At 70.2% G+C, this 23313-nt stretch carries 21 protein-coding genes; 9 read left to right on the forward strand and 12 right to left on the reverse strand.

What is annotated here, in order from left to right:
- Positions 1 to 13 precede the first annotated feature (13 nt).
- Both ABTZ59_RS09290 and ABTZ59_RS09295 read right to left on the reverse strand, forming a co-directional pair.
- On the reverse strand, positions 14 to 1480 hold the full coding sequence (locus ABTZ59_RS09290) for an aldehyde dehydrogenase family protein (RefSeq protein ID WP_351393165.1): 1467 nt from the start codon (positions 1478 to 1480) through the stop codon (positions 14 to 16).
- Between the two features lie 63 nt (positions 1481 to 1543).
- Complete coding sequence (locus tag ABTZ59_RS09295; RefSeq protein ID WP_249952860.1) at positions 1544 to 2425, reverse strand: Sco1979 family transcriptional regulator; 882 nt, start codon at positions 2423 to 2425, stop codon at positions 1544 to 1546.
- A 317-nt stretch (positions 2426 to 2742) separates the two neighbouring features.
- On the opposite strand from ABTZ59_RS09295, the gene ABTZ59_RS09300 reads away from it, so the two are divergent.
- Positions 2743 to 3240 (forward strand): ATP-binding protein, encoded by a 498-nt coding sequence (locus tag ABTZ59_RS09300; protein ID WP_351393169.1) that lies wholly within the window; start codon positions 2743 to 2745, stop codon positions 3238 to 3240.
- Positions 3241 to 3435: 195 nt separating this feature from the next.
- Here the strand turns inward: ABTZ59_RS09300 and ABTZ59_RS09305 are convergent, their stop codons facing one another.
- From ABTZ59_RS09305 to rpmG, 4 genes are all read right to left on the reverse strand, one after another.
- A complete protein-coding gene (locus tag ABTZ59_RS09305; protein ID WP_030354490.1) occupies positions 3436 to 3678 on the reverse strand; it encodes a DUF397 domain-containing protein in 243 nt (80 codons plus the stop codon).
- A gap of 357 nt (positions 3679 to 4035) precedes the next feature.
- Complete coding sequence (locus ABTZ59_RS09310) at positions 4036 to 5199, reverse strand: CobW family GTP-binding protein (RefSeq protein WP_351393174.1); 1164 nt, start codon at positions 5197 to 5199, stop codon at positions 4036 to 4038.
- A complete protein-coding gene (locus tag ABTZ59_RS09315) occupies positions 5199 to 5456 on the reverse strand; it encodes a type B 50S ribosomal protein L31 (protein ID WP_351393177.1) in 258 nt (85 codons plus the stop codon). Before ABTZ59_RS09315 ends, ABTZ59_RS09310 begins: the two co-directional genes overlap by 1 nt.
- A 103-nt stretch (positions 5457 to 5559) precedes the next feature.
- Complete coding sequence (gene rpmG / locus ABTZ59_RS09320) at positions 5560 to 5724, reverse strand: 50S ribosomal protein L33 (RefSeq protein ID WP_249952856.1); 165 nt, start codon at positions 5722 to 5724, stop codon at positions 5560 to 5562.
- Between the two features lie 52 nt (positions 5725 to 5776).
- On the opposite strand from rpmG, the gene rpmB reads away from it, so the two are divergent.
- The 3 genes from rpmB to ABTZ59_RS09335 are packed head-to-tail and all read left to right on the forward strand — an operon-like array spanning position 5777 to position 6881.
- Positions 5777 to 6013, forward strand: a complete 237-nt coding sequence (rpmB, locus tag ABTZ59_RS09325) for a 50S ribosomal protein L28 (RefSeq protein ID WP_351393513.1) — start codon at positions 5777 to 5779, stop codon at positions 6011 to 6013.
- Positions 6013 to 6318 (forward strand): 30S ribosomal protein S14, encoded by a 306-nt coding sequence (rpsN, locus tag ABTZ59_RS09330; protein ID WP_351393180.1) that lies wholly within the window; start codon positions 6013 to 6015, stop codon positions 6316 to 6318. Before rpmB ends, rpsN begins: the two co-directional genes overlap by 1 nt.
- A gap of 41 nt (positions 6319 to 6359) precedes the next feature.
- Positions 6360 to 6881 (forward strand): hypothetical protein, encoded by a 522-nt coding sequence (locus ABTZ59_RS09335; protein WP_351393516.1) that lies wholly within the window; start codon positions 6360 to 6362, stop codon positions 6879 to 6881.
- Positions 6882 to 6916: 35 nt separating this feature from the next.
- Here the strand turns inward: ABTZ59_RS09335 and ABTZ59_RS09340 are convergent, their stop codons facing one another.
- Entirely contained in the window at positions 6917 to 8218 is a 1302-nt protein-coding gene (locus tag ABTZ59_RS09340; RefSeq protein WP_351393182.1) for a DUF2786 domain-containing protein, read from the reverse strand.
- Positions 8219 to 8399: 181 nt separating this feature from the next.
- On the opposite strand from ABTZ59_RS09340, the gene ABTZ59_RS09345 reads away from it, so the two are divergent.
- Positions 8400 to 8960, forward strand: coding sequence for a sugar O-acetyltransferase (locus tag ABTZ59_RS09345; RefSeq protein WP_351393186.1), 561 nt, complete (start codon positions 8400 to 8402; stop codon positions 8958 to 8960).
- Positions 8961 to 9038: 78 nt separating this feature from the next.
- Here the strand turns inward: ABTZ59_RS09345 and ABTZ59_RS09350 are convergent, their stop codons facing one another.
- Together ABTZ59_RS09350 and ABTZ59_RS09355 are read right to left on the reverse strand one after the other, a co-directional pair.
- Positions 9039 to 9545 (reverse strand): ATP-binding protein, encoded by a 507-nt coding sequence (locus ABTZ59_RS09350; protein WP_351393189.1) that lies wholly within the window; start codon positions 9543 to 9545, stop codon positions 9039 to 9041.
- 213 nt (positions 9546 to 9758) lie between these two features.
- Positions 9759 to 10682, reverse strand: coding sequence for an NADP-dependent oxidoreductase (locus tag ABTZ59_RS09355; protein ID WP_351393192.1), 924 nt, complete (start codon positions 10680 to 10682; stop codon positions 9759 to 9761).
- Between the two features lie 120 nt (positions 10683 to 10802).
- Between ABTZ59_RS09355 and ABTZ59_RS09360 the strand changes: the two genes are divergently transcribed.
- Entirely contained in the window at positions 10803 to 12521 is a 1719-nt protein-coding gene (locus tag ABTZ59_RS09360) for a bifunctional 3'-5' exonuclease/DNA polymerase (protein WP_351393195.1), read from the forward strand.
- A gap of 50 nt (positions 12522 to 12571) precedes the next feature.
- Here ABTZ59_RS09360 and ABTZ59_RS09365 read toward each other — a convergent pair whose 3' ends face one another.
- The 3 genes from ABTZ59_RS09365 to ABTZ59_RS09375 form a co-directional block, all read right to left on the reverse strand.
- Positions 12572 to 13909, reverse strand: a complete 1338-nt coding sequence (locus ABTZ59_RS09365) for a hypothetical protein (protein WP_351393198.1) — start codon at positions 13907 to 13909, stop codon at positions 12572 to 12574.
- Positions 13910 to 13992: 83 nt separating this feature from the next.
- A complete protein-coding gene (locus tag ABTZ59_RS09370; RefSeq protein ID WP_351393201.1) occupies positions 13993 to 14547 on the reverse strand; it encodes a SigE family RNA polymerase sigma factor in 555 nt (184 codons plus the stop codon).
- Between the two features lie 195 nt (positions 14548 to 14742).
- A complete protein-coding gene (locus tag ABTZ59_RS09375; protein ID WP_503002468.1) occupies positions 14743 to 17145 on the reverse strand; it encodes a peptidoglycan recognition protein family protein in 2403 nt (800 codons plus the stop codon).
- 433 nt (positions 17146 to 17578) lie between these two features.
- On the opposite strand from ABTZ59_RS09375, the gene ABTZ59_RS09380 reads away from it, so the two are divergent.
- The 3 genes from ABTZ59_RS09380 (at position 17579) to ABTZ59_RS09390 (ending at position 23178) form a co-directional block, all read left to right on the forward strand.
- A complete protein-coding gene (locus tag ABTZ59_RS09380) occupies positions 17579 to 20602 on the forward strand; it encodes a CARDB domain-containing protein (protein WP_351393204.1) in 3024 nt (1007 codons plus the stop codon).
- A gap of 130 nt (positions 20603 to 20732) precedes the next feature.
- A complete protein-coding gene (locus ABTZ59_RS09385; RefSeq protein ID WP_351393207.1) occupies positions 20733 to 22187 on the forward strand; it encodes a cytochrome ubiquinol oxidase subunit I in 1455 nt (484 codons plus the stop codon).
- Complete coding sequence (locus tag ABTZ59_RS09390) at positions 22180 to 23178, forward strand: cytochrome d ubiquinol oxidase subunit II (RefSeq protein WP_351393210.1); 999 nt, start codon at positions 22180 to 22182, stop codon at positions 23176 to 23178. The genes ABTZ59_RS09385 and ABTZ59_RS09390 overlap by 8 nt, the downstream gene beginning before the upstream one ends.
- Positions 23179 to 23313: the final 135 nt, after the last annotated feature.

The following is a 23313-nucleotide window of genomic DNA, read 5'->3' on the forward strand; positions in this document are numbered from 1 at the left end:
CGGCTCCCGGGCCTCAGAAGGGGAAGGGGCTACGTCCGTGCTGCACCGAGATCCACTTCTGCGTCGTGAACGCCTCCACCGTCGCGTCGCCGTTGAGCCGGCCGAGCCCGGAGAACTTCTCACCGCCGAAGGCCACCAGCGGCTCGTCCTGCACGGTCGAGTCGTTGACATGCATCATGCCCGTCACGATCCGCTTGGCGAAGGCAACGCCACGCTCCACGTTCGCGGTGTGCACGGCCCCGCTCAGCCCGTACGGCGTGTTGTTCGCGAGCCGTACCGCCTCGTCCTCCCCGTCGAACGGGATCAGCAGCACCACAGGGCCGAAGATCTCCTGCCGCATCAGCGGGGAGCTCTCGTCCAGCCCCGCGAGCACCGTCGGCTCCACGAGATTGCCGCGCGTACGCCCCCGTACGAGCGCGGTCGCGCCCTCCGCCAGCGCCTGGTCCACCAGCGCCGTCAGGGCGTCCGCCTGGAAGGTGTTGATGACCGGGCCGATCTGGGTCTTCGGGTCGCGCGGATCACCGGTCCTGAGCGACGCCACCTTCGCCACGAACTTCTCGGTGAACCGCTTCTCGACGCTCCGGTCCACCAGGATCCGGTTGGCCGCCATACAGACCTGGCCCTGGTAGACGAACCGGCTCACGACCGCCGCGTTCACCGCGTAGTCGAGCCCCGCCTCATCGAGATCGTCGAGGACGACCAGCGCGCTGTTGCCGCTCAGTTCGAGAATGGTCCGTTTGAAGTTGCCGCCCGCCACGGCGCCGACGTGACGGCCGACCCGGTCCGAGCCCGCGAACGAGATCACCTTCGGCACGGGGTGCTCGATGAGCGCGTCCCCGACCTCCGCGATGTCCGTCACCACGACGTTGAGCAGTCCGGCCGGCAGCTCCGCGTCCTCGAAGAGCTTGGCTATGAGTCCGCCGCCGACGACGGGCGCGTTCTGGTTCGGCTTGATCACGACGGCGTTGCCGAGCGCGAGCGCGGGCGCCACCGACTTGATCGTCACCAGGAAGGGGAAGTTGAAGGGGCTGATCACGCCGATGACACCGACCGGCAACCGGTAGACGCGGTTCTCCTTGCCGTCCACCGGGGACGGCAGGATCCGGCCCTCGGGGCGCAGCGACAGCTGGATCGCCTCGCGCAGGAACTCCTGCGCGAGAGTGACCTCGTACACCGCCTTGAGCCGCGTACCGCCCAGCTCGTCGATGATCGCCTCGACGATGTCGTCCGTGCGCTCCTCGACCAGCCTGAGGACACGCTCGAAGACCCGGCGGCGGGTGTACGGACTGGTCGCGGCCCAGTCGCGCTGGGCGCGTTCGGCGGCGCGATACGCCTCGTCGATCTCCCGGACCGTGGCGATCGTGATGGCCGCGAGCTTCTCCCCGTTGTACGGATTGAAGTCGATTATGTCCCACGAGCCGCTGCCGGTCCGCCACTCGCCGTCGATGTACTGGTGGGCCAGGTCGGTGAAGTAGGACATGCGATCCCTTACTGCAGGTGCTGCAGGTGCAAACTCCTGATATGAGGCCATCGTACTGATGTCTCAGATCAGTTGGAGTAGTCCGCGCAGGACATCTCGGCTCTCCTCGGGTCCCGGGCTGTCCTTCTGTAGTCGCCCCATCACCCGTTCGTACTGGGCGACCTCCTCGCTCTTGTCCAGATACAGCGCACTGGTCAGCTGTTCCAGGAAGACGACGTCGGAGAGATCCGACTCGGGGAAGCTCAGCATGGTGAAGGCGCCGCTCTCGCCCGCGTGGCCGCCGAAGCTGAAGGGCATCACCTGGAGCGTGATGTTGGGCTGCTCCGAGATCTCGATCAGATGTCTCAACTGCCCCTGCATCACGGAGCGCTCGCCGTACGGGCGGCGCAGCGCCGCCTCGTCGAGGATGGCGTGAAAGCGCGGTGCCCGCTCGGACACGAGGACCTTCTGCCGCTCCAGCCGGAGCGCGACACGGCGGTCCACCTCGGCGCGGGGCGCCTCGGGCTGGCCGCGGGTGACGACGGCGTGCGCGTACGCCTCGGTCTGCAACAGACCGTGCACGAACTGCACTTCATAGATACGGATCAGTGAGGCGGCACCTTCGAGACCGATATATGTCTGGAACCAGCCGGGCAGCACATCGCCGAAGCTGTGCCACCACCCCGCGACATTCGCCTCCCGGGCAAGGCCGAGCAGGGCAGCGCGCTCGCCCTCGTCGGCGACCCCGTAGAGGGTCAGCAGGTCCTCGATGTCTCTGGCCTTGAAGCTCACCCGTCCCAACTCCATACGGCTGATCTTGGACTCGGATGCGCGGATCGAGTAGCCGGCGGCCTCACGTGTGATGCCGCGCGTCTCGCGCAGCCGCCTCAGTTGTGAGCCCAGCAGGATGCGCCGCACCACGGAACCGCCCGATTCGGCTGCGGTCACGTCTCCAACCCTCCCCATCACATGTGGATCTCCCCGGAGCACCCCCGAACTCCAAGTGCCGGATTCTGCCATCAAAACGCTTCAGCCCGTACTCATTCGATTACGGAAATAAGAAGGCTTTGCGGAGAGAGTAAAACTGGTCACGGGAAGAAATGCCCCAGAAACGGTACGGGAGGGGTGAAGTCCGGCGCGTGCACGTGCATCTGCCCTTGCATCTGCCGTACGCATTCGGAAGCATGGTCCCCGCGCACCTGCGTGCTCGTTCGTGATTGACGTGATGTTGACGCTGGACCACCGCAGTAACGCTACGGCCGCGAATCCCGGGAGTGCCTCGCATGGGGACGAATGGATCGACCATGCTCGAGCCGTTAAGGCAGGGGCTTCCCCCCATCGACCCCTCGGCGGCTGCGGGTTCGGTGTCGTGTGCGCTGCCCGCCCGCTATGAAGCGGTGCGCGGGGCACGGCAGTTCACCAGGAACACCCTGACCCAGTGGGAGCTGAGCGACCGCTTCGACGATGTCGCGCTGGTCGTCTCCGAACTCGTCACCAACGCGCTGCGGCACGCCCTGCCGGCCGACACCCCGCGCGAGCCCCAGGACGCTTCCGTACGGCTGCACCTGATGCGGTGGTCGTCGCGGCTGGTGTGCGCGGTACGGGACCCCAGCCACGCGAGCCCCGAGGCGCGGAAGACCGAGGAGGACTGCGCGGCGGAGTCCGGCCGGGGGCTGTTCCTGGTCGAGTCGTTCAGCGACACCTGGGGCTGGCACCCGCTGGCGGGATCGCTGCACGGCAAGGTGGTCTGGGCGCTGTTCCAGCTGCGGACGGCCGACTGACCGGCCGGTGCCGTCACTTACCGGCACTGGTACGTACTGGTGCTCGCGCGCTGGTGCTGGTGCCCGTGCTCGTAGGCTCGTACTGCGTACTGGTGGTAGCGGGCTTGCCGGTGTGCCGTTTCGGCCATCAGGCCATGGAAGCCGTGAATATTGGCCAGAGCTTGCCGCCCCGTACGCTCAGCCGCCCCTTGTCGGTCAGCCGCCCGCCGTCAGATGGTCGAACTCGCCATCCTTGACGCCCAGCAGCATGGCCTCGATCTCGGCGATCGTGTAGACCAGCGCGGGACCGTCGGGGTGGCGTGAGTTGCGTACCGCCACCTCACCGCCGGGCAGCTTGGCGAACTCCACGCACGATCCCTGGGAGTTGCTGTGCCTGCTCTTCTGCCAGACGACTCCGTGAAGCTCTGTGGCCGTAATGCCGTTGTACACGTGGTGCACAGGTCGCTCCCCGAGTTGCAAGGTGCAGTCGTCAACTTTCTCGGATCATAGCTGTGTTTCATGTGCTGATGCATGAGCAAATGCACGTGCACGCGGGGTGTTCCTTTGGTTACAGTCGCCGCCCCCGGCCCCCGGTCGCCCCCGCTTCTCCATAGAGACGCGATCCGGGGCCTTTCGGATCCCTCGCCGACCGATTGGTTGTTCGGGTACCCCGCGAACACAGGAAAACTCCCCGCGCGGTTCGAGCGCGGGGAGTCTCTGTACGGCCGGCCTACGGTCGGCGGGCCTGGGCCGGCGGTCCGACGGCGGGCCCGGGCCGGGGCACGGGCGGCTTGCGGTCCCCACGACGGGCGGACATCAGACCTCCAGGAGGGTGTCGAAGGCGGGCGGAAGGCGCTTCCAGGCGGCGCGGCCCGCGGCGTACTCGGCATCGGTCAGCAGACAGGAGTCCAGCAATTGCCCGATGCCCTCCCGGTCGAGACCGGGCGAGGTGAAGACCAGATGCTGGCAGCGGTCGCCGTGCAAGGGGTGCCAGTCCAGCGAGGCGGCGGCCCTGCGCGTCGGCGGGACCGTCTCCCACGCGGCGTCGGGCAGCGCCGCAAGCCAGGGGCCCACACTCTCCACGCAGAGCGCGCCACCGGCCGCGTCCCAGTGCAGGAGCGTGTCGGGGCGGTCCGCGAGCCAGAACCGGCCGCGGCTGCGGGCAGCGGCGCAGCACAGATCCTCCAGCGCCTGGTACAGCCGCTCCGGATGGAAGGGGCGCGCGCGGTGCCAGACGTATGTACCGACCCCGCACTCGTCCGCCTCCTGCGGCAGCAGCGCACAGGCCGGGTGCTGACGGGCGGCGGCGGCCTCGACATCGAATCCGCCGAGCGCGACGGCGGCCAGTTCCCCGGCCGACGCGCCCTCGCCGTCGATCCGTATCCGCTGTGCCGTCGGATGCAGTTGGGCGAGCAGCGCGTGGTCCTCGTCGTCCGCGAGCGGGCTGTCCACGACGGCGAGGACCGGCGCGTACTCCAGCTGCCGCGCCCATGTGTCGGCGATCGTCCGCTGGTCGGAGGCGGCGGCCGCGAGCCCGGCATCGGCCAGATCGTCGCCGTTGCCGAGGTACGGCAGCAGCAGCGCCGGGTCGACCGCGGTCAGCACCGCGCTGACGACAAGCCGCTCGCCGTGCGCGGCGATGACCTCGGCCATGGCCCGGGGCTCGACCGAGTCCCACAACTCGACGATCGCGAGGCGGGTGAGACCACCGTCGGCGAGCCGTTCCAGCTCGGGTACGAGATCTTCCCGCAGGGCGCAGCAGGCACAGTCGTTGACCAGTGCCGCCTCGCCCGTGGAGAGCAGCGCGGTGGCGTCGTGGACGGTCCGCACGACGGTGCCGCGGGTGGCCGTCGACAGATCGTGGTGGAGCGCGACGCTGCCGGGCACGGTGGCGAGAAGTCGCCGTACGGCCGCCTTGCGGGCGTCGGAGTGCAGCCCGCAGACGATCGCGACGGGCAGTCTGCTGTCGATGTCGCCCATCAACGGGCCCCGGGGCGGCGGCCGTAGCGGCGCTCGAAGCGCTCCACGCGGCCGGCGGTGTCGAGGACGCGGGCGGTACCCGTATAGAAGGGGTGGCTCGCCGAGGAGATCTCGACATCGACGACGGGGTAGGTGTGGCCGTCCTCCCAGACGACCGTCTTCTCGGCCGTCGCGGTCGAGCGGGTGAGGAAGGCGTAGTCGGCGGCCTTGTCGCGGAAGACGACGGGCTGGTACGCGGGGTGGATTCCGGGCTTCATGACGGCCTCTTCGTTCTCTTGTCTGCGTTCTCTTGTCTGCGTTCTCTTGTCCGCGGTCTCTCGTCCGCGTGCTCTCGTGCGTTCCGCCGCCGGCGATCTGTCGTCAGCGTTCTTCGCGGAAGTCGGTGTGCCGGCGCAGGAGCGGGTCGTACTTGCGCAGCGTCAGGCGGTCGGGGTTGTTACGGCGGTTCTTGCGGGTGACGTACGTGTAGCCGGTCCCCGCGGTGGAGCGGAGCTTGATGATCGGGCGCAGTTCATTGCGTGGCATGGGGCTAGTATATGGAAATGGTTTCCATTTCCAAAAAGAAGGATGTGTGACCTTGTCCGCCCACTGCCGGCTGACCGGGGCCAAGCCCGGCTTCGGCCATCAGATCTCCCACTCGCACCGGCGCACCGCGCGCCGCTTCGACCCCAACATCCAGCGCAAGCGCTACTGGCTGCCGAGCGAGGGCAGGCATGTCCGGCTCACCCTCAGTGCGAAGGCGATCAAGACCATCGACTCCATCGGCATCGAGGCCGCCGTCGCCCGGATCCGTGCCCGGGGGGTAAACGTCTGATGGCGAAGAAGAGCAAGATCGTCCGCAATGAGCGGCGCAAAGAGGTCGTGGAGCGATACGCCGCGCGCCGCGCCGAGTTGAAGGAGGTGATCCGGCGCCCCGGCACGCCCGAGGGGCAACGGCTGGCCGCACGGGAGGAATTGCGACGTCAGCCGCGTGACGCGAGCGCCACGCGGGTGCGCAACCGCGACAGCGTGGACGGCCGGCCACGCGGCCATCTCAGGAAGTTCGGCCTGTCCAGGGTGCGGATGCGCGAGCAGGCGCACGCCGGATTCCTTCCGGGAGTGCGCAAGTCCTCCTGGTAGTTTTGCGCGGTCCGGGCACCGACCCCAGGGGGTACTTGAACGTGCGGAATCTCGTACGGACCAGCGCGGCCACGACCGGGCTCGTCGTGGCACTCGCACTCACGCTCACAGGCTGCGGCGGGGACGGCGACGACTCGGCCAAGGACGGGGGCGGCGCCACGGCACCGAGCGCGACCAGCGGCGAGGGCTCCGGTTCGACCGCGGACTCCGGATCCGGCGCGGGCTCCGGCGCGGACGCTGCCGCGGCGAGCGTCGAGGGCACCTGGGCCGGGCTGAGCGACGGCAAGACCGTCGCGCTGTCGGTCAAGTCCGGCAAGGTCGCGCTCGTCGCGGACCAACATGTCTGCCAGGGCGCGGTGGAGGACATGGGCGAGCCGATGTTCTCCCTCAAGTGCGCCGACGGCGACACCGACCGCACCATGGGGACGATCGAGTCGAATGACGGCAAGACCCTGGTGATCTCCTGGGGCAAGGGTGTGCGGGACACGCTGGCGAAGGCCGGGGACAACAAGCTGCCGGACGGACTGTCGGGCGATCTGCCGACGGACCTGCCGACGCCGTAACGCCGTGATGCCGTGCTGACCGCGCCGTGACGCGGTCAGGGGGCGGGGCGGATACGGCCGCGCCGATCCGTTCCGCCCGGCCTGTCGGCCGAGTCCGGTCCGTCGGCCGGGCCCGGTCCGCCCGGCACCCGCGCCGCGTTCGCCGCGGAGGTCCCATGGGTCCAGCCCTCGGCGTCCGTCGCCCCCCGCACGCGCGTGGCCACCGTCTCCGGGAACATCCGGTCCATACGGTCGGCCACCGCCACCTCGCGGGCGGCGAGTACGGGCAGCAGCCCGCCAACGCCCTTGTCCGGCCGGTCCGCTCGCTCCTCCGTCGACCGCTCCGCCGCCGCCTGCTCCGCCGCCTGTTCCGTCGCCTGTTCCGTGGCCAGGGCCAGGCGTTCGCCGATGCGGTGAGCGTACGCCAGCAGGAACGACTGCCGGAATGTCTTCGTCCGCTTGCGCCCGGCCGCGCGCTGTCCGGCCTCCGCACGGGTCATCGCGGCCGTTCCCTGAACCAGCAGTGAGGTATGGAGCAGTTCGACCGCCTCCAGGTCCGGCTCGAAGCCGACGACCGTCGAGAAGCCGTACGCGCTGTTCCAGACGGCGCGGCAGCGGTTCGCCGAGGCCACGGCGTCGAGCAGGATCGCCTTCGCCGTCTCGTAGGGAGCGTCCACCCCGATACGGCACGCGCCGGGCACATCGCCCCGGTGCGTACGGTCGGCGAGCAGCGCCTCGTCGATGCTGTGCCGCGCCATCAGCTCCTGCGCCTTGGCGGTCAGCGCCTCCGCCTCCTGCGGGTAACCGGTCGCCTCCGCCTTGGCGAGCAGGGCGCGGATCCGGGTGAGCATGCGCGGCTCGCCGTCCGCGGGGGCGGCCACATGGAGGGGCGTACCGGGCACAGGACCGACCGGTTCGATCGCGGGCAGCCGGACGAGCAGCAGATACAACTCCAGTACGGCGGTGGCGTACGAGAAGCGGTCGGTCCGGTGGGGACGCGCTTCCCGCTCCTCGTCGAGATCCGCGAGCTGGGCGGCCCAGCGCGGCGGCAGCCGCTCATAACGCCGCGCCTCCGCCGCCGTCAGCTCGGCGAAGATCCGCAGGTGCGAGCCGTCGAGGTCGCGGCGTACGAGCCGTACGACATCGGCGGGCTGCCAGCCGCGTTCCCATGCCAGCCGCACGAACTGCGCACCGCGCAGCCGCAGTTCGGCGTCCGCCGCCGGATCCGCGGCGAGGAGGGAGGCGCCGGTGTCGATGCCGTCGGCGCCGCCGCGGTCCCCGGACCGCGCGGAGAGTACGGCCGCGAGGGCGCGCTCGACGGTACGGGCCGCCGCGCCGGCGGCGTCCTGGTCGCTCATGCCGCGGCCTCTGTGTGTTCCATGATCATGCGGGGTGCCTCCTCGGAACCGCTCCTTGCCGCGTTCCGATGGTCGCAGGTCCGTATCCGCGACCCTTGTCCACAGGCTGTGGATATCTCATCGCCGTTTTCGTACGGCGTACTACCGTGGACGCCTTCAACCAATGTCAGGGAGGGCACCCATGGGCGAGAACAAGCGGCGCATGCTGGCCGGAGAGTGGTACGTCCCCGACGACGAGGAACTGGGCACGGACACCGAACGGCGCTTCGCGCTGTGCGCGGCGTTCAACGCGAACGGCGGCGCCGCGCCGGCCGATCGCACCAGGATCCTCACAGAACTGCTCGGTTCGGTGGGGGAGGATGTCCGCATCCGGCCGCCCTTCCAGTGCGACTACGGGACATACATCAGTATCGGCGCCCGTACGTTCATCAACTTCAACGCGGTCTTTCTCGACGCGGCGCCGATCACCGTCGGTTCGGACGTCCAGATCGGGCCGAATGTCCAACTCCTCACCCCGACCCATGAACTCGGCGCGGCACGGCGCCGCGCGGGCTGGGAGAAGGCGTCGCCGGTGACGATCGGTGACAACGTCTGGCTGGGCGGCGGGGTGATCGTCTGCCCGGGAGTGACGATCGGCGAGAACACGGTGGTCGGCGCGGGGTCGGTGGTGACGAAGGATCTTCCGGCGGGTGTGCTGGCGGTGGGCAATCCCGCGCGGGTGATCCGCGAGTTGGCGGACTGAGCCGGGGGCGCGGCTCTGTCTCGCGGACGGCCTCACGGTGGGGGCGGCGGGTGCGTCAAGGGCGGCCGGGCGGGTGCGTCAAGGGCGGCGGGGGCGGCGCGGGGCGGCGGGGGCAGCGGGGGCAGCGGGGGCGAATTCGCACCACACCACCTTTCCCCGCGTGGCGCCCGCCTGGTCGCCCCAGTCCGCCGCCAGGGCCGTCACCAGCAGCAACCCCCGGCCCTCCGCCGCCTCCGCGTCGACCGACTCGATCCCCGTGGGCCACCTCGGGGGCGTACGGGACGGATCGGCGACCTCGACGCGCAGGCGGCCCCCCGTGCGCAGCAGGGTGAGGGAGACCGTGCCACGGGTGCAGCCGCAGAGGCAGATGCCGTGCCGCACGGCATTGGTGACGAGTTCACTGACCGCCAGCTCGACCGTGGCGATCAGCTCACCGTCCACCCGGCGCAGCGCGAGGACCTCACGGGCGTGGCGGCGGGCCTTGGGAGCCGCCTCCGGCCTGTGCGGGAGCGGGATCCTCGTGAGGGGCAACCAGGGCGGACCCTGGTCGTAGACATCGTGCGCAAGTCCACTGTCAGTGAGCATCGTTACTCTCGGACATCAATAGGTCACCGAAAGCAACCTATGTTGCCCGAGAGGAGTGCCGCCATGCCACATCACCCATACGAGGTCGCACCCGCCGTTCCGGCTGTTCCGGCCGTTCGGGCCGTTCCGGCTGTTCCGGGCGTTCGGGCTGTTTTGGCCGTTCCGACTCGTCGGGCCGAGCGTTATACGTCCCGCCGCTCGGCGCGTGCCGGCTCAGGGCGTCAGGACGAGCTTCCCGTTCGCGTGACCGTTCTCGCTCGTCTGCTGCGCTTGTGCCGCTTCCGCGAGCGGGAACGTACCGGCGATCCGCAGCCGCAGCGCGCCCTCCGCCGCCAGGCGGGCGTTCTCCGCGAGGCCCGCGCGCTTCTTCTCGGGCGTCGAGCTGCCGGCCCCGCCGGACGAGAAGGTCACGCCGAGTTCGGCGGCGGAGGGGTCGGCGATGGTCACGATCCGGTCGGTCGTCCCGCCGCGCAGCTCGATCGAGTCGGGCAGCGCTCCCTTGCCCGCCGTGTCGAAGACCGCGTCCACGCCCTGTGGCGCGACCTCGCGGACGCGTTCGACCAGCCCGTCGCCGTAGGTCACGGGGATGGCGCCCAGCGAGCGCACGTACGCGTGGTTGGCGGGGGACGCCGTGCCGATCACGACCGTGCCACGGGCCGTCGCGAGCTGCGCCGCCATCGACCCGACGGCTCCCGCCGCCCCGTGCAGCAGCAGGGTCTCGCCGTCGCGCAGCGCCAGTTCGTCGAGCACCCGCGCGGCGGTCTCCCCGGCGACCGGGATCGCCGCGGCCTCGGCCCACCCCAGCGAGGCGGGTTTGCGTACGGCCGTCCCGGCCAGGGCGTACTGCGCGTAGGCACCGGTGGCGGACCACCCCAGCACGTCATCGCCGACGGCGACGTCCGTGACCCCGGCGCCGACCTCGTCCACCACCCCGGCGATCTCCAGACCGGGCACGGCGGGCAGCGGGGTGGCGAAGGCCTGTTCCATCCATCCGTGGCGGATCTTGTAGTCCATCGGGTTGACGCCCGCCGCCTTCACGGCCACCCGGATCTCACCGGGGCCCGCGTGCGGCTCGGTGATCTCCTTGACGTGCAGGACATCCGGGCCGCCGAACTCCTCGAAAACGATCGCTCGCATCTCAGCCTCCATTCGGTACGGACGTGCAGGTTCCGGATTCGATCCTCCCGTCGTCCGGCCCGGCTCGCCTGCCGGACGGATCCCCCGTCGTTGTCAGACCCTCCTGCGAGACTCGGCGGTATGACCGAACGATGGGCTCTCGCCCCGGCGGACGGCGGCGGCGCGCTGCTCGTGCCGCTGGGCGCGGACGGCCACCCGGCCGGACCGGTGGCACGGGAGCCGGATCTTGTCGCGGCGGTCAGGACCCGGCTGCCGGAGGTCGGACGCTGGGTGTGGCGCTCCACCGCCGAGGTGTATCCGCGGCTGCTCGCCGCGGGGGTGCGGGTCGAGCGGTGCTATGACATCGAGGCGGCCGAGCTGCTGCTGCTCGGCCACGAGGGGCGGCTCGGCGAGCCCCGGTCGGCCGCGGCCGCCTGGGCCAGGCTGCGGAACGCGCCGGTGCCGCCCGACCCGCCGCCCCGGTCGGCGGAGCCGGGGTCGCAGTCGTCGCTGTTCGAGCCGCACGCGGGCGTGGAGGTGCCGTTCGAGGGGCTGCTCGATGTGTACGGGGAGCAGCAGCGACGCCTTGCGACCGCCGAGCACCCCGGGCGGATGCGACTGCTCACCGCGTCGGAGTCGGCGGGGATGCTGGTGGCCGCCGAGATGCACCGCGCGGGGCTGCCCTGGCGCGCGGATGTGCACCGTGAGGTGCTGGAGGAACTGCTCGGCGAGCGGTACGCGGGCGGCGGTGAGCCCCGGCGGCTCGCGGAGCTGGCGGACGAGGTGTCGGCGGCGTTCGGGCGGCGGGTGCGGCCGGATCTGCCGGCGGATGTGGTGCGGGCCTTCGGACAGGCCGGTATCAAGGTGAAGTCCACCCGGCGCTGGGAGCTGGCGGAGATCGACCATCCGGCGGTGGAGCCGCTGATCGAGTACAAGAAGCTGTACCGCGTCTGGACGGCGCACGGCTGGAGCTGGCTCCAGGACTGGGTACGGGACGGCCGGTTCAGGCCCGAGTATCTGCCGGGCGGTACGGTCTCGGGCCGGTGGACGACCAATGGCGGCGGTGCACTCCAGATCCCCAAGGTCATCCGGCGGGCGGTCGTCGCCGACGAGGGCTGGCGGCTGGTGGTGGCCGACGCCGACCAGATGGAGCCGCGGGTGCTGGCCGCGATCTCCCGGGACCCGGGGCTGATGGAGGTGGCGGGACACGAGGGTGATCTCTACACGACGCTCTCCGCCCGTGCGTTCTCGGGCGACCGCGCCCATGCGAAGCTCGCGCTGCTGGGGGCGATCTACGGCCAGACGTCCGGCGACGGGCTGAAGAACCTGGCGGCGCTGCGCCGGAGGTTCCCGCTGGCCGTGGCGTATGTGGACGACGCGGCGCGGGCGGGTGAGGAGGGCAGGCTCGTACGGACCTGGCTGGGGCGGACGAGTCCGCGAGCGGCCGGGGCCGAGGATGACGACGGCGAGGCGGGGATCCCGCAGGAGATATCCCCGGCGCCGGGGACGGACGGGGAGGGATCCGCCTCGTCCGGCGGCGAGTTCACCCCGGGATACGCGTCGTCGAACGGACGGGCGCGCGGTCGCTTCACCCGTAATTTCGTCGTCCAGGGCAGCGCGGCCGACTGGGCCCTGCTGATGCTGGCCGCGCTGCGGCGGGCGACCGCCGGAATGCGGGCGGAGCTGGTCTTCTTCCAGCACGACGAGGTGATCGTGCACTGCCCGCGGGAGGAGGCCGGGGAAGTGGCCGAGGCGATCCGCGCGGCCGGGGAGCTGGCCGGGCGGATCGCCTTCGGGGAGACGCCGGTGCGGTTTCCGTTCACGACGGCGACGGTGGAGCGGTACTCCGACGCGAAGTGAGGGCTAGGGCCTTGCGTTGGGATCTTGCCGGGCTCGCGCGCCCTGGTGGGCTACGGCCGCGTCAGCCACTTCTCGCTGGTCGCGATCGCCGTGAGTTGCTTCATGGTGAGCGCGGGGTTCTCGCGGGTGGCCGGGCTTTTCTGGTCGGCCGCGTTGAAGGCGGAGACGACGACACGCAGCCCGTCGGGCCTGATGGTGTCGGCGGTCCACATCTTGATGCCGTCGATGCCCTTCTCGCCGTCCGTTTTCGAGGTCTTGAGCAGCGTGCCGTCCGGCAGTTCGGTCGCGCCGGGGAACAGTTCGCCCACGACGTCCCCCATGTTGGGCTGCACATTGATCTGGAGGTAACTCCGGCCCTTGCCGTCGTCCACCACCAGATACGCGAATCCCTCCTGGCCGCCCTCGTCTCTCACCCGCAGCCCGGCGGGGAGCAGCGAGGTGAGCGTCTTACGGATGTCCGCGCCCTCCGGGTCGGCCGGGGCTTCGGAGCCCCCGCCGGCCGGCGGTCGTGCGGTCGGCGCGGCGGGCAGCTCGTTCAGCTGACCGCGCCACTCGTCCGAGCTGACCAGCGCCTTCAACTGCGCGGGGTTCAGCGGCGGATCGGCGCGGGTGATCTTGGCCCCCTTCTGTGCCGGGGCGTTGTACTCGCTCGCGTCGACCAGGAAACCGTCGGAGGTGTGCAGGACGGCCCGCCAGTACTTGGTGTCCTCGCGGCGGTCCGGGTACTCGTACCCCTGGAAGACCATGAGCCGTGAGCCGTCGGCCAGTTCGGATTCGACGCAGTTGTCGTAGGTGATGAACACCTTGTCGGGGCAGGCCACCTGCTGGTCCGCTTGGGGGCCGTCGGCGCGGGTGAGACCGACCGAGATCTCGGCGTCGCCCTTCCCGTCGTCGAAGACTCCGCGCACGCTCCGGAAGTCCGAGGTGTCGGACGTGTTCGTCGTCGGATTCTTCAGCTCTCCGGCGGGAAGCAGCCCGGCGAGAATCCCTACGAGGTCCGCGTCCGCGCTCGGCGCGGGGCCAGTGGGCGTGAGGCCGGTGGGCGCGGGGCCGTCGGGCGTGAGGCCAGTGGGCGCGGTGCCGGTGGGTGTGGCGCCGGTGGGCGTGGGGTGCGGCGCGGCCACGGATGTCTCGTCGGGCCGGCCGTCCCCTTGTCCGCCGCCCAGTAGTCCGCCGCCGTAGGCGCCGCCGATCCCCACGGCGGCCAGCGCGAGCGCGCTGCCCGTCACCACCGCGGCGCGCCGCCGGGCCACCCGGCCCCGGCCCCGGGTCAGCCCGGCATCCACCAGGGCGGCCCGGTCCGTGGGCGCGAATGTCTCGCCGGTGTGGCGCAGCGCCTCACCGAGTCCGTCCTCGAAAGGTACTTCGAATGGCTTCTCAGAGGGCATGGTCGACCCCACTCCTTGCTCATGTGGCTGATGTGGCTCATATGACGGACAGAATCAGTGCCGAGCCCCCTCGGGGCAGGGACTCAGCGATCGGCCAACTCGGCGAATCTGTCGCCCAGTTGAACGCGTAGCTTCGCGAGCGCCCGCACCGATCTGGTGCGTACGGCGGCGGAGCTGACCCGCATGGCGTCGGCGGTCTCCTCGACGCTGCGGTCCTCCCAGTACCGCAGCACCACCACGGCACGGTCCTTGGCCGCCAGCCGCCCCAGCGCGTCGAGCAGCGCGATCCGCAGGTCGACATCGTCCCCGAGGAACTGGGCCGACTCGGGGAGCTCCCCGAGGGGTCGTTCGGTCGCCGAGCGACGCCGCTGATGCGTGAGGAAGGTACGGACGAGGACGGTCTGCGCGTACCCGGCCGGGTTGTCGATCCGGGAGACGCGCCCCCACAGCGCGTACATCCGGCCGAGGGTCTCCTGCACCAGATCCTCGGCGAGATGGGTGTCGCCGCCGGTCAACAGAGAGGCGGAGCGGAAGAGCTGGTTCGTACGGGCGGCGGCGAACTCCCTGAAGTCGTCGGCCCGGGAGGTCCCCGACCGCTCGCCGCCGCCCACACGCCCCAGCAGTCCCGTGCGTCTCATGGTCCCCCGGTCCCCCGTATCCCGTGGCGCCGGCTCCCCCCGCCCGCCCCCTCACTCCACTGACGCGGTGGCCCAGCGGAAATGTTTCACCGGACCGGGGAAAGCAAGCATCCCGGCCGACGAACGGCGCCGGCCGGGATGTCAGGTGTCACTGAGTACGTGCTGCTCGTTCCTTGTGCTTGTTGTTTTTGCTTGCTACTTGAGGTAGACGATGCCGTCGGTCGTGAGGGCGGGACGGCCGGCGGTGCCGACCACGACGATCTTGATCGTGTGCTTGGCGCTGGACGCCCAGCTCTTGGTGAAGATCGCGTCCCGGTACTTGGTGGTGGACGACTTGAGGTCGACCGTCGCCACCTTCGTCCCGTCGAGGTAGACATACGCCTGCCCGGAGGTCGACGCCCGGGAGACCACCCATGCCACCGAGCGACCGGTGAAGGTCCAGCTGAGGGAGGCGTTCTTGGTCGAGCTGGTGTATGACTTGCCGCCCAGGTAGCTGGTGGACGACTTGGTGGTCCAGGAGCCGGTCCTGGCCGCCGAGCTCTCCTGGACGATCACCGGGGTGCCGGCCACCGACGCGGCCGCGGTGTTGCCGGCCTGGTCGTACGCGGTCATCGACCAGGTCGTCGCCGCACCGGACTTGGCGGTGTGCGCCGCGCTCGTGGTGGTCGGACCGTACGTCTTGGCGACCGGGGCGGTCAGCCGGACTTCCTTGAGCGCCGCGCTGTCGGCCGCCTTCCAGCTCAACGTCAGCGGAACGGCGGTGGTGTTGACCAGGCCGGCGCGCAGGGCGAGCGCCGGTTTGGTGGTGAAGGCCGGGGCCGTGGTCTCCGCGACGACGGTCGCCGACGCGCTGGTGGCGGTCTTGCCGGACTGATGGACGGCGCGGACGGCGACCTTGTGGCTGCCGGCCGCGAGCGTCACCTTCGCGGAGGTCGTGGCGCCGGACACGCTCGCGGCCACCTTGCCGTCGACCAGCAGTTCGTTCTTGGTGATCAGCGCCGAGGGCGTGGCCGTCGACCAGTTCGCGGTGACGGCGGCCTTGGTGTAGTACGTCGATCCCGCCAGGCCCGCGCCGGTGACGGATGTGACGGCCAGTCCGGTGGCGGGCCCCGCCGCCCAGGACCGGATGGTGGCCAGTTGGCCGTAGAAGGCGTCGCCGGGGCACTGCGTGTTGTAACCGTCGCGGTGTCCGTGGATGGCCGGGAAGGCGATCTGCGCGCCCTTGGCCCAGGTCTTGCCGCTGTAGCTCCGTCCGCTGTCACCCGCGGTGAGGGTGGCGGTGCCGGCCGGGTTCACCCCGTACTGGCCCAGCTTCCAGGCGGCGATACGGGCGACCGAGACCATGGCGGCCTGCGACGGCGCGGCGTCGGTGTAGGTGCCGAGGACGGAGATGCCGGTCGTCTCGGAGTTGAAGCCGTAGGCGTGCGCGCCCTGTACGGGCCGGTCGACGCCGCCCTTGCGGCCTTCGTAGACCGTGCCGCACTTGTCGACCAGGAAGTTGTAGCCGATGTCCTTCCAGCCCAGTTCCTTCACGTGGTACGCGTACACGCCGCGCACCACGGCCGGGGCCTGGGCGCAGGTGTAGGTGTTGCTCTCGGCGGTGTGGTGCACGGTGACCGCCTTGATCCGGCCGTCCGGCAGATAGCCGGGCTCCTCAGGGCTGATCGACTCGTCGGCTCCCCAGCCGGCCCGTGAGGTGATCGGCGGGCGCGGCGCGGTCGACGGCGGCGCGGTGGGGATGCTGACCGTCGGAGTCGGTGCCGGAGTGGACGCCGGGGGCGTCGAGGGTCCTGTGGTGCCCGGGGGTTCCGGGGTGGGCGGCGGTGCGGTCGAGGGGTCGCCGCCCGGGGTATCTCCCGGAGTCCCGTCCGGGGTTGGCGGGGTCGAGTGGTCCGTACCGTCCGTGGGTACGGTGCTGGGCCCGCCGGTGGGAGCGGGGGCGTCCGAGGTCTCACCCGGCGACGGGATGACGGGATCGTCGGCGGCGAACCCGACGGGCGCCATGGCCAGGTCCTCGCCGCCATCACCGCCGTCAGCGCCGCCGTCATTGCCGCTGTCCGTGTCGATCATGGCGAGGCTGAGGCCGGCGGGCAGCCGCGCCGAGGTGTGCCCGCCGCTGGTGACACGTACCTCGACACCGTCGGAGGGCCCCACCCACGCGGGCTCGGTCCCGCCGCGCTCGGCGGCGCTCTCACCCTGTCCGCTGTCGCCGTCGAGCACCAGCCAGCGGGACCACGCGCCGGAGCCCACGGCGCGGGTACGTGCCTCGACCTTGGCGGACACACGGGCACTCGGATCGTTCCAGGTGACACCCAGCATGCTGAACCGATCGGTGTCGCGCCGCGAGAGCGCGGCGCCGCGGCCGTCGTCCTGAGGCCGCAGATCCGCCGCCCGGACGTCCGTACTCACCGGCCCCGAGCTCTGGCCGTCCTCGGCGTCCGAGGAACCGGGAAACCCGAGCCCTCCGGACATGCCCTGGAAGGCGAGCACTCCCGAGACACCGACAGCTGTGATACCGGCCGTGAGCCAGATCCGACGCGACGTCACGTCGTACCTCCCCCTGTTGACGCGGCGCAGAAGTATGCGCGGGCGCGCCATCTCACCACATGACGGCACGGAAGAAAAAGCGTGATCTTCACACTGTTTCCGTACAACCATTTCGCCGCGGGCGACCACAGCCCGCCCGAGCGGTCGTCCCGCACCGGTGCGGCCTCGGCGCGCCAAAAACTCGGCAGGCGTGCGAGAAGCGTTGACAAACACATGACATGATTGCAGCCTGTGACTCGCAAAAATATTGATAACTAGCTCAATTTCTTTGCGCTCACCGTGCAACTTCGCTTGCTACGTCATGTGCGGCTTCGCGGCAGGGACCCGCCCCCGCCTGCTGCCACCGCGCCGCTCCGTTTCGGACCGCACGCACCCGCGTGGCGCGTGACGCGGGTCCCGCGCGCCGTACGGCCGGCCCAGTCCAGCGGGCTGTCCGTTCTCTCGTTCCGACAGGCTCTCTCGTTCCGACAGAACAGAGGACACCATGAAACGGAAACAGCCCCGCCGACGGCTGATCATCGGCGCGGTCGTCGCCGGCCTGATCACCGTCGGGCTCCTGCCCGTCTCGGCCGCCGGCTCCGGCACCGCCCAGGCGGCCGAACGGCCCAGCGGCGGCGCCCGTGCCGCTGCCGCCGCCGATCTGGCCAGCGGCAAGCCGATCGAGGCGTCGTCGACGGTTTTCACGTATGTCGCGCGCAACGCCAACGACGGCAATGCCGGCACCTATTGGGAGGCCGCGGGCCACCCGTCGACGCTGACGGTGAAGCTCGGCGCCAACGCCGACATCACCTCGGTCGTCATCAAGCTCAACCCCGACCCGATATGGGGCACCCGTACCCAGAACCTCCAGGTACTCGGCCGCGACCAGGCGGCGACCGGCTTCACCTCACTCGTGGCCCGCGCCGACCACGTCTTCAACCCGGCGTCGAACCAGAACACGGTCACGATCCCGGTCACCGGACGCGCCGCGGACCTCCAGCTCCAGTTCTTCGGCAACACCGGCGCTCCCGGCGGACAGGTCGCGGAACTCCAGGTGATCGGGACCCCGGCACCCAACCCGGACCTGACCGTCAGCGCCCTGTCGTGGACCCCCGCCTCCCCCGTGGAGAGCGACACGATCAAGGTGAACGCGACGGTACGGAACACGGGAACGGCCGCCGCCGGCGCGACCACCGTGAACGTCAGCCTGGGCGGCGTGGTCGCGGGCAGCGCGCCGGTGCCCGCCCTCGGCGCGGGGGCCTCGGCCACCGTCCCGGTCGACATCGGCAAGCGCGCGGCGGGCACGTACCATGTCACGGCGCTGGTGGACCCGACCGACACGATCATCGAGCAGGACAACGACAACAACAGCTTCACCGCGGCCTCGGACCTGGTCGTCGGGCAGAGCCCCGGCCCCGACCTTCAGGTGCTCGGCGTCGAATCCAGCCCCGCGAACCCGGCCGTCGGAGCGGCGGTCAGCTTCACCGTCGCGGTGAAGAACCGGGGGACCACCAGCTCCGGCGCCACCACGGTCACCCGGGTGGCGGTCGGCGGCACCACGCTCAACACCAACACCCCGGCGATCGCGGCGGGCGCGACGGCCAATGTGAACGTCAACGGCACCTGGACCGCCACCAACGGCGGAGCCACGATCGTCGCCACCGCCGACGCCACGAACGTCGTCACCGAGACCAACGAGACCAACAACACGTTCTCGCGGTCGATCGTCGTCGGACGCGGAGCGGCCGTCCCGTACGTCGAGTACGAGGCCGAGGCCGCCCGCTACCAGGGCACCCTGCTGGAGACCGACCCGCTGCGCACCTTCGGGCACACCAACTTCGCCACCGAGTCCTCGGGCCGCAAGTCGGTACGGCTCAACTCCACCGGCCAGTTCGTCGAGTTCACCTCGACCAACCCGTCGAACTCGATCGTCGTGCGCAACTCCATCCCCGACGCGCCGAACGGCGGCGGCGCCGAAGCCACCATCAGCCTCTACGTCAACGACACCTTCGTCAGGAAGCTGACCCTCTCGTCGAAGCACAGCTGGCTGTACGGCAACACCGACGGCCCCGAGGCGCTGACCAACACGCCCCAGGCCGATGCCCGCCGACTGTTCGACGAGTCGCACGCACTGCTGCCGACGACCTATCCGGTCGGCACCAAGTTCCGGCTCCAGCGCGACGCCGCCGACTCCGCCGCCTTCTACATCATCGACCTGATCGATCTGGAGCAGGTGGCGCCCCCGTCGGCCAAGCCGGCCGAGTGCACCTCGATCACGGAGTACGGCGCGGTGCCGGACGACGGGATCGACGACACGGCCGCCATCCAGCGGGCGGTGACGGCCGACCAGGAGGGCGCCATCGCGTGCGTATGGATCCCGGCGGGGCAGTGGCGGCAGGAGAAGAAGATCCTCACCGACGACCCGCTCGACCGCGGGCAGTACAACCAGGTGGGCATCAGCGATGTCACGATCCGCGGCGCGGGAATGTGGCACTCCCAGCTCTACACCCTGACCGAGCCGCACCAGGCGGTCGGCAGCATCAACCACCCGCACGAGGGCAACTTCGGCTTCGACATCGACGACAACACCCAGATCTCCGACATCGCCATCTTCGGCTCCGGCACCATCCGGGGCGGCCCCGGCGGCGCCGAGGGCGGAGTCGGCCTCAACGGCCGCTTCGGCAAGGACACCAAGATCTCCAACGTCTGGATCGAGCACGCCAATGTGGGCGTGTGGGTCGGCCGTGACTACGACAACATCCCGGACCTCTGGGGCCCGGCCGACGGCCTCCAGTTCAGCGGGATGCGGATCCGCAACACCTACGCGGACGGCATCAACTTCACCAACGGCACCAGCAACTCCCGTGTCTTCAACTCCTCGTTCCGCACCACAGGCGACGACGCCCTGGCGGTCTGGGCCAACCGCTACGTGAAGAACCCGTCGACGGACATCGCGCACGACAACCAGTTCATCAACAACACGATCCAGCTGCCCTGGCGGGCGAACGGCGTCGCGGTCTACGGCGGCTACGGCAACAAGATCGAGAACAACCTGATCTACGACACGGCCAACTACCCGGGCATCATGCTGGCCACGGACCACGACCCGCTGCCCTTCTCCGGGCAGACCCTGATCGCCAACAACGCCCTGCACCGCACCGGCGGCGCCTTCTGGAACGAGGACCAGGAGTTCGGCGCCATCACCCTCTTCGCCCAGAGCAGGGACATCCCCGGGGTCACGATCCGTGACACCGACATCCTCGACTCGACCTACGACGGCATCCAGTTCAAAACGGGCGGCGGCACCATGGCGGGCGTCGCCATCAGCAACGTCAAGATCGACAAATCCAACAACGGCGCCGGCATCCTCGCCATGAGCGGCGCCCGCGGCGGCGCGACCCTGACGAACGTGACCATCACGAACTCGGCCGACGGCGACATCGTCACGCAACCGGGCTCAAGCTTCGTGATCACAGGCGGCACCACATCGGCCACGGCGCAAAAACGCACCCTGGCCAACCGCTGGTAACGAATCGCCCCCGTGGTGGTCGGCCGTCTCCGCACCGGCCGACCACCACACGGCTGTCTGAACGGGTGACGCTCGCCGCCGGTCCGTGTCGCCGGACCGGCGCGCCAACCCCTGCGTGGACGATGCAGGAATGCCAACTTCCGTACAGGCCGCCGGGATTCTCCTGCGGGCCGCGGCCTCGGCCGGTGACCCGCCGCAGTTGCTGCCCGCCCGGGAGCAGATGGCCTTCACTCTCGGCTTCCACATCATCCTGGTGCCGTTCGGAGTGGCACTCACCGCCCTGATGCTCATCGCCAACTACCGGGGTCTGAAGCACGGTGACGACCAGGCCCTGCTGCTCGCCCAGCGCTGGTCGAAGGTCGCGGCCGTGCTGCTCGCCGTGGGAGCGGTCACCGGTACGGTGCTGAGCTTCGAACTCGGCATCCTGTGGCCGGGGCTGATGCGTGGATACGGCGCCGCGTTCGGTTTCCCGTTCGCGATCGAAGGCATCTTCTTCTTCCTGGAAGCCATCTTCGTCTCGATCTACATCTACGGCTGGAAGCGGCTCCCTCCCTGGGTGCACTTCTGGACGGGCGTACCCGTGGTCCTGGCGAGCATGGGCGGCACCGCCGCCGTCGTGGCGGCGAACAGCTGGATGAACCAGCCCGGTGGTATCACCCTGCGCGACGGCCGTGTCGTGGGGGTACGTCCGGCCGAGGTCTTCTTCAACGGCGCCTTCTGGTTCGAGAGCGTGCACATGCTGCTCGCCGCCTATATCGTCGCCGGTTTCTCGGTGGCCGCGGTCTACGCGGTCGGCATGCTCAGGGGCCGCCGCGACCACTACCACCGGCTCGGCTTCCTCATCGGATTCGTCGTGGCCGGCGTCATCCTGCCCGTACAGATCTATGTCGGCGATGTCGTCGCACGCCAGGTGTTCCACAGCGAGCCGGCGAAGTTCGCGGCGATCGAGTTGCTGCCCGCCACTGCCCGCCATGTCCCCGAGACGCTGGGCGGAGTGCTCGTGGACGGCGAGGTGCGCTACGGCCTGCGGATTCCGGACGTGGCCTCGCTGCTCGCCGGTTTCAGTCCGTCCACGGAGATCCGCGGACTCGACGCGATCGACCCCGCCGTACGGCCCTCCGACAGCGCGGTCAGCGTGGTCCATCTCGCGTTCGACATCATGGTGGGAACGGCCAGTCTGCTGCTCCTCCTGGTCCTCTGGTTCGCCTGGCTGCTGTGGCGCCGGCGGCGGGTGCCCACCAACCGGTGGTTCCTGCGCTGCGCCGCCGTCAGCGGGGTCGTCGCCGTGGTGTGCCTGGAGGCCGGCTGGGTGACCACCGAAGTGGGGCGGCAGCCGTGGACGGTGGTCGGCCTGCTGCTCACCAAGGACGCCGTGACCACACAGGGCAATCTCTGGCCGTTCTTCGCCGCCGCCCTCGCCATCTACCTCGCGGTGGGCACCGGCGCCGTGCTGATCCTGCGCTCCCTGACCAGACGCTGGAGAGCCGGCGGGGGCGAGGGGGAGGACGAGGGGCTGGACGTACCCTACGGTCCCAGCCGGCCACTGACCGACGCGCACACGGGGAAGGCCGGCGCCCATGAGTGACGCCATCGCGGTCCTGCTGTTCATCGGTGTCATCGCCTACGCGCTCTTCGGCGGAGCGGACTTCGGCGCCGGCTTCTGGGACCTGACCGCCGGCGGAGCGGCGCGCGGCAACAGGGCCCGCCGGCTGATCGACGTGTCGATCGGCCCTGTCTGGGAGGCCAACCACACCTGGCTGATCTACTGCCTCGTCATGCTGTGGAGCGCTTTCCCCCTCGCGTTCGCGGCCATCACCACGACGCTCTACCTCCCCTTGGGCATCGCCGTGCTGGGAATCGTCCTGCGCGGCGCGGGCTTCGCCTTCCGCAAGGCGTCGATGCGCACGCCCGAACAGCGGATCTACGGGGCGACGTTCGCGCTGTCCTCGGTGCTCACCCCCTACTGCTTCGGCAGCGTGGCCGGTGCCATCGCGTCGGGCCGGGTACCCACCGCCGGAAACGGAGATCCGGTCGGAAGCTGGAACAACCCCACCTCCGTCCTCGGCGGGGTGCTGGCCGTATCGGTGTGCGCCTACCTCGCCGCGGTGTATCTGACCGCCGCCGCACGGCAGAACGGGAGCCCGCGGCTCGAAGCGTGGTTCCGCCGACGCGCGCAGCTCGCGGGGATCGTCACCGGGGTGATCTGCCTGGCGGGCGTCTTCCTGCTCCAGGTCGACTCCCCGCGGCTGTTCCACCAGTTGAGCCACCGCGGTCTGCCGCTGCTCGTCATCTCGGCGCTGTGCGGGCTGCTCAGTCTGTTCCTGCTCGGACGTGAGAACCCCCTCGCCCTGCGCATGCTGGCCGCGCTGGCCGTGGCGACGGTCGTGTGCGGCTGGGGCGTCGCGCAGTACCCGTATCTGCTGGGCACGCATCTGACGATCGCCGAGGCGGCGGCGCCGACGCCCACGCTCTGGGTGCTGGCCTCCGTGGCCGGCGCCGCCGGGGTGCTCATCGCCCCGTCCCTGGCCGCCCTCTACATCCTCCAGAACAAGGGGCGGCTGGAGTCACGGGGCTGACGCGGCGGGCCACGATAAAGCCTCCCATCCCAGCGGGCGACCGGTGGAGCACTCAATTTCCGCGAAAAGTGGCGAAAAGCGCGGATGAGGTCGCGGCGCTAACCTTGTGATGATGGGGAGCCGATGCCGGACCCG

The sequence above is a fragment of the Streptomyces sp. NPDC094034 genome (genome assembly GCF_040303865.1).
Taxonomy (GTDB): domain Bacteria; phylum Actinomycetota; class Actinomycetes; order Streptomycetales; family Streptomycetaceae; genus Streptomyces.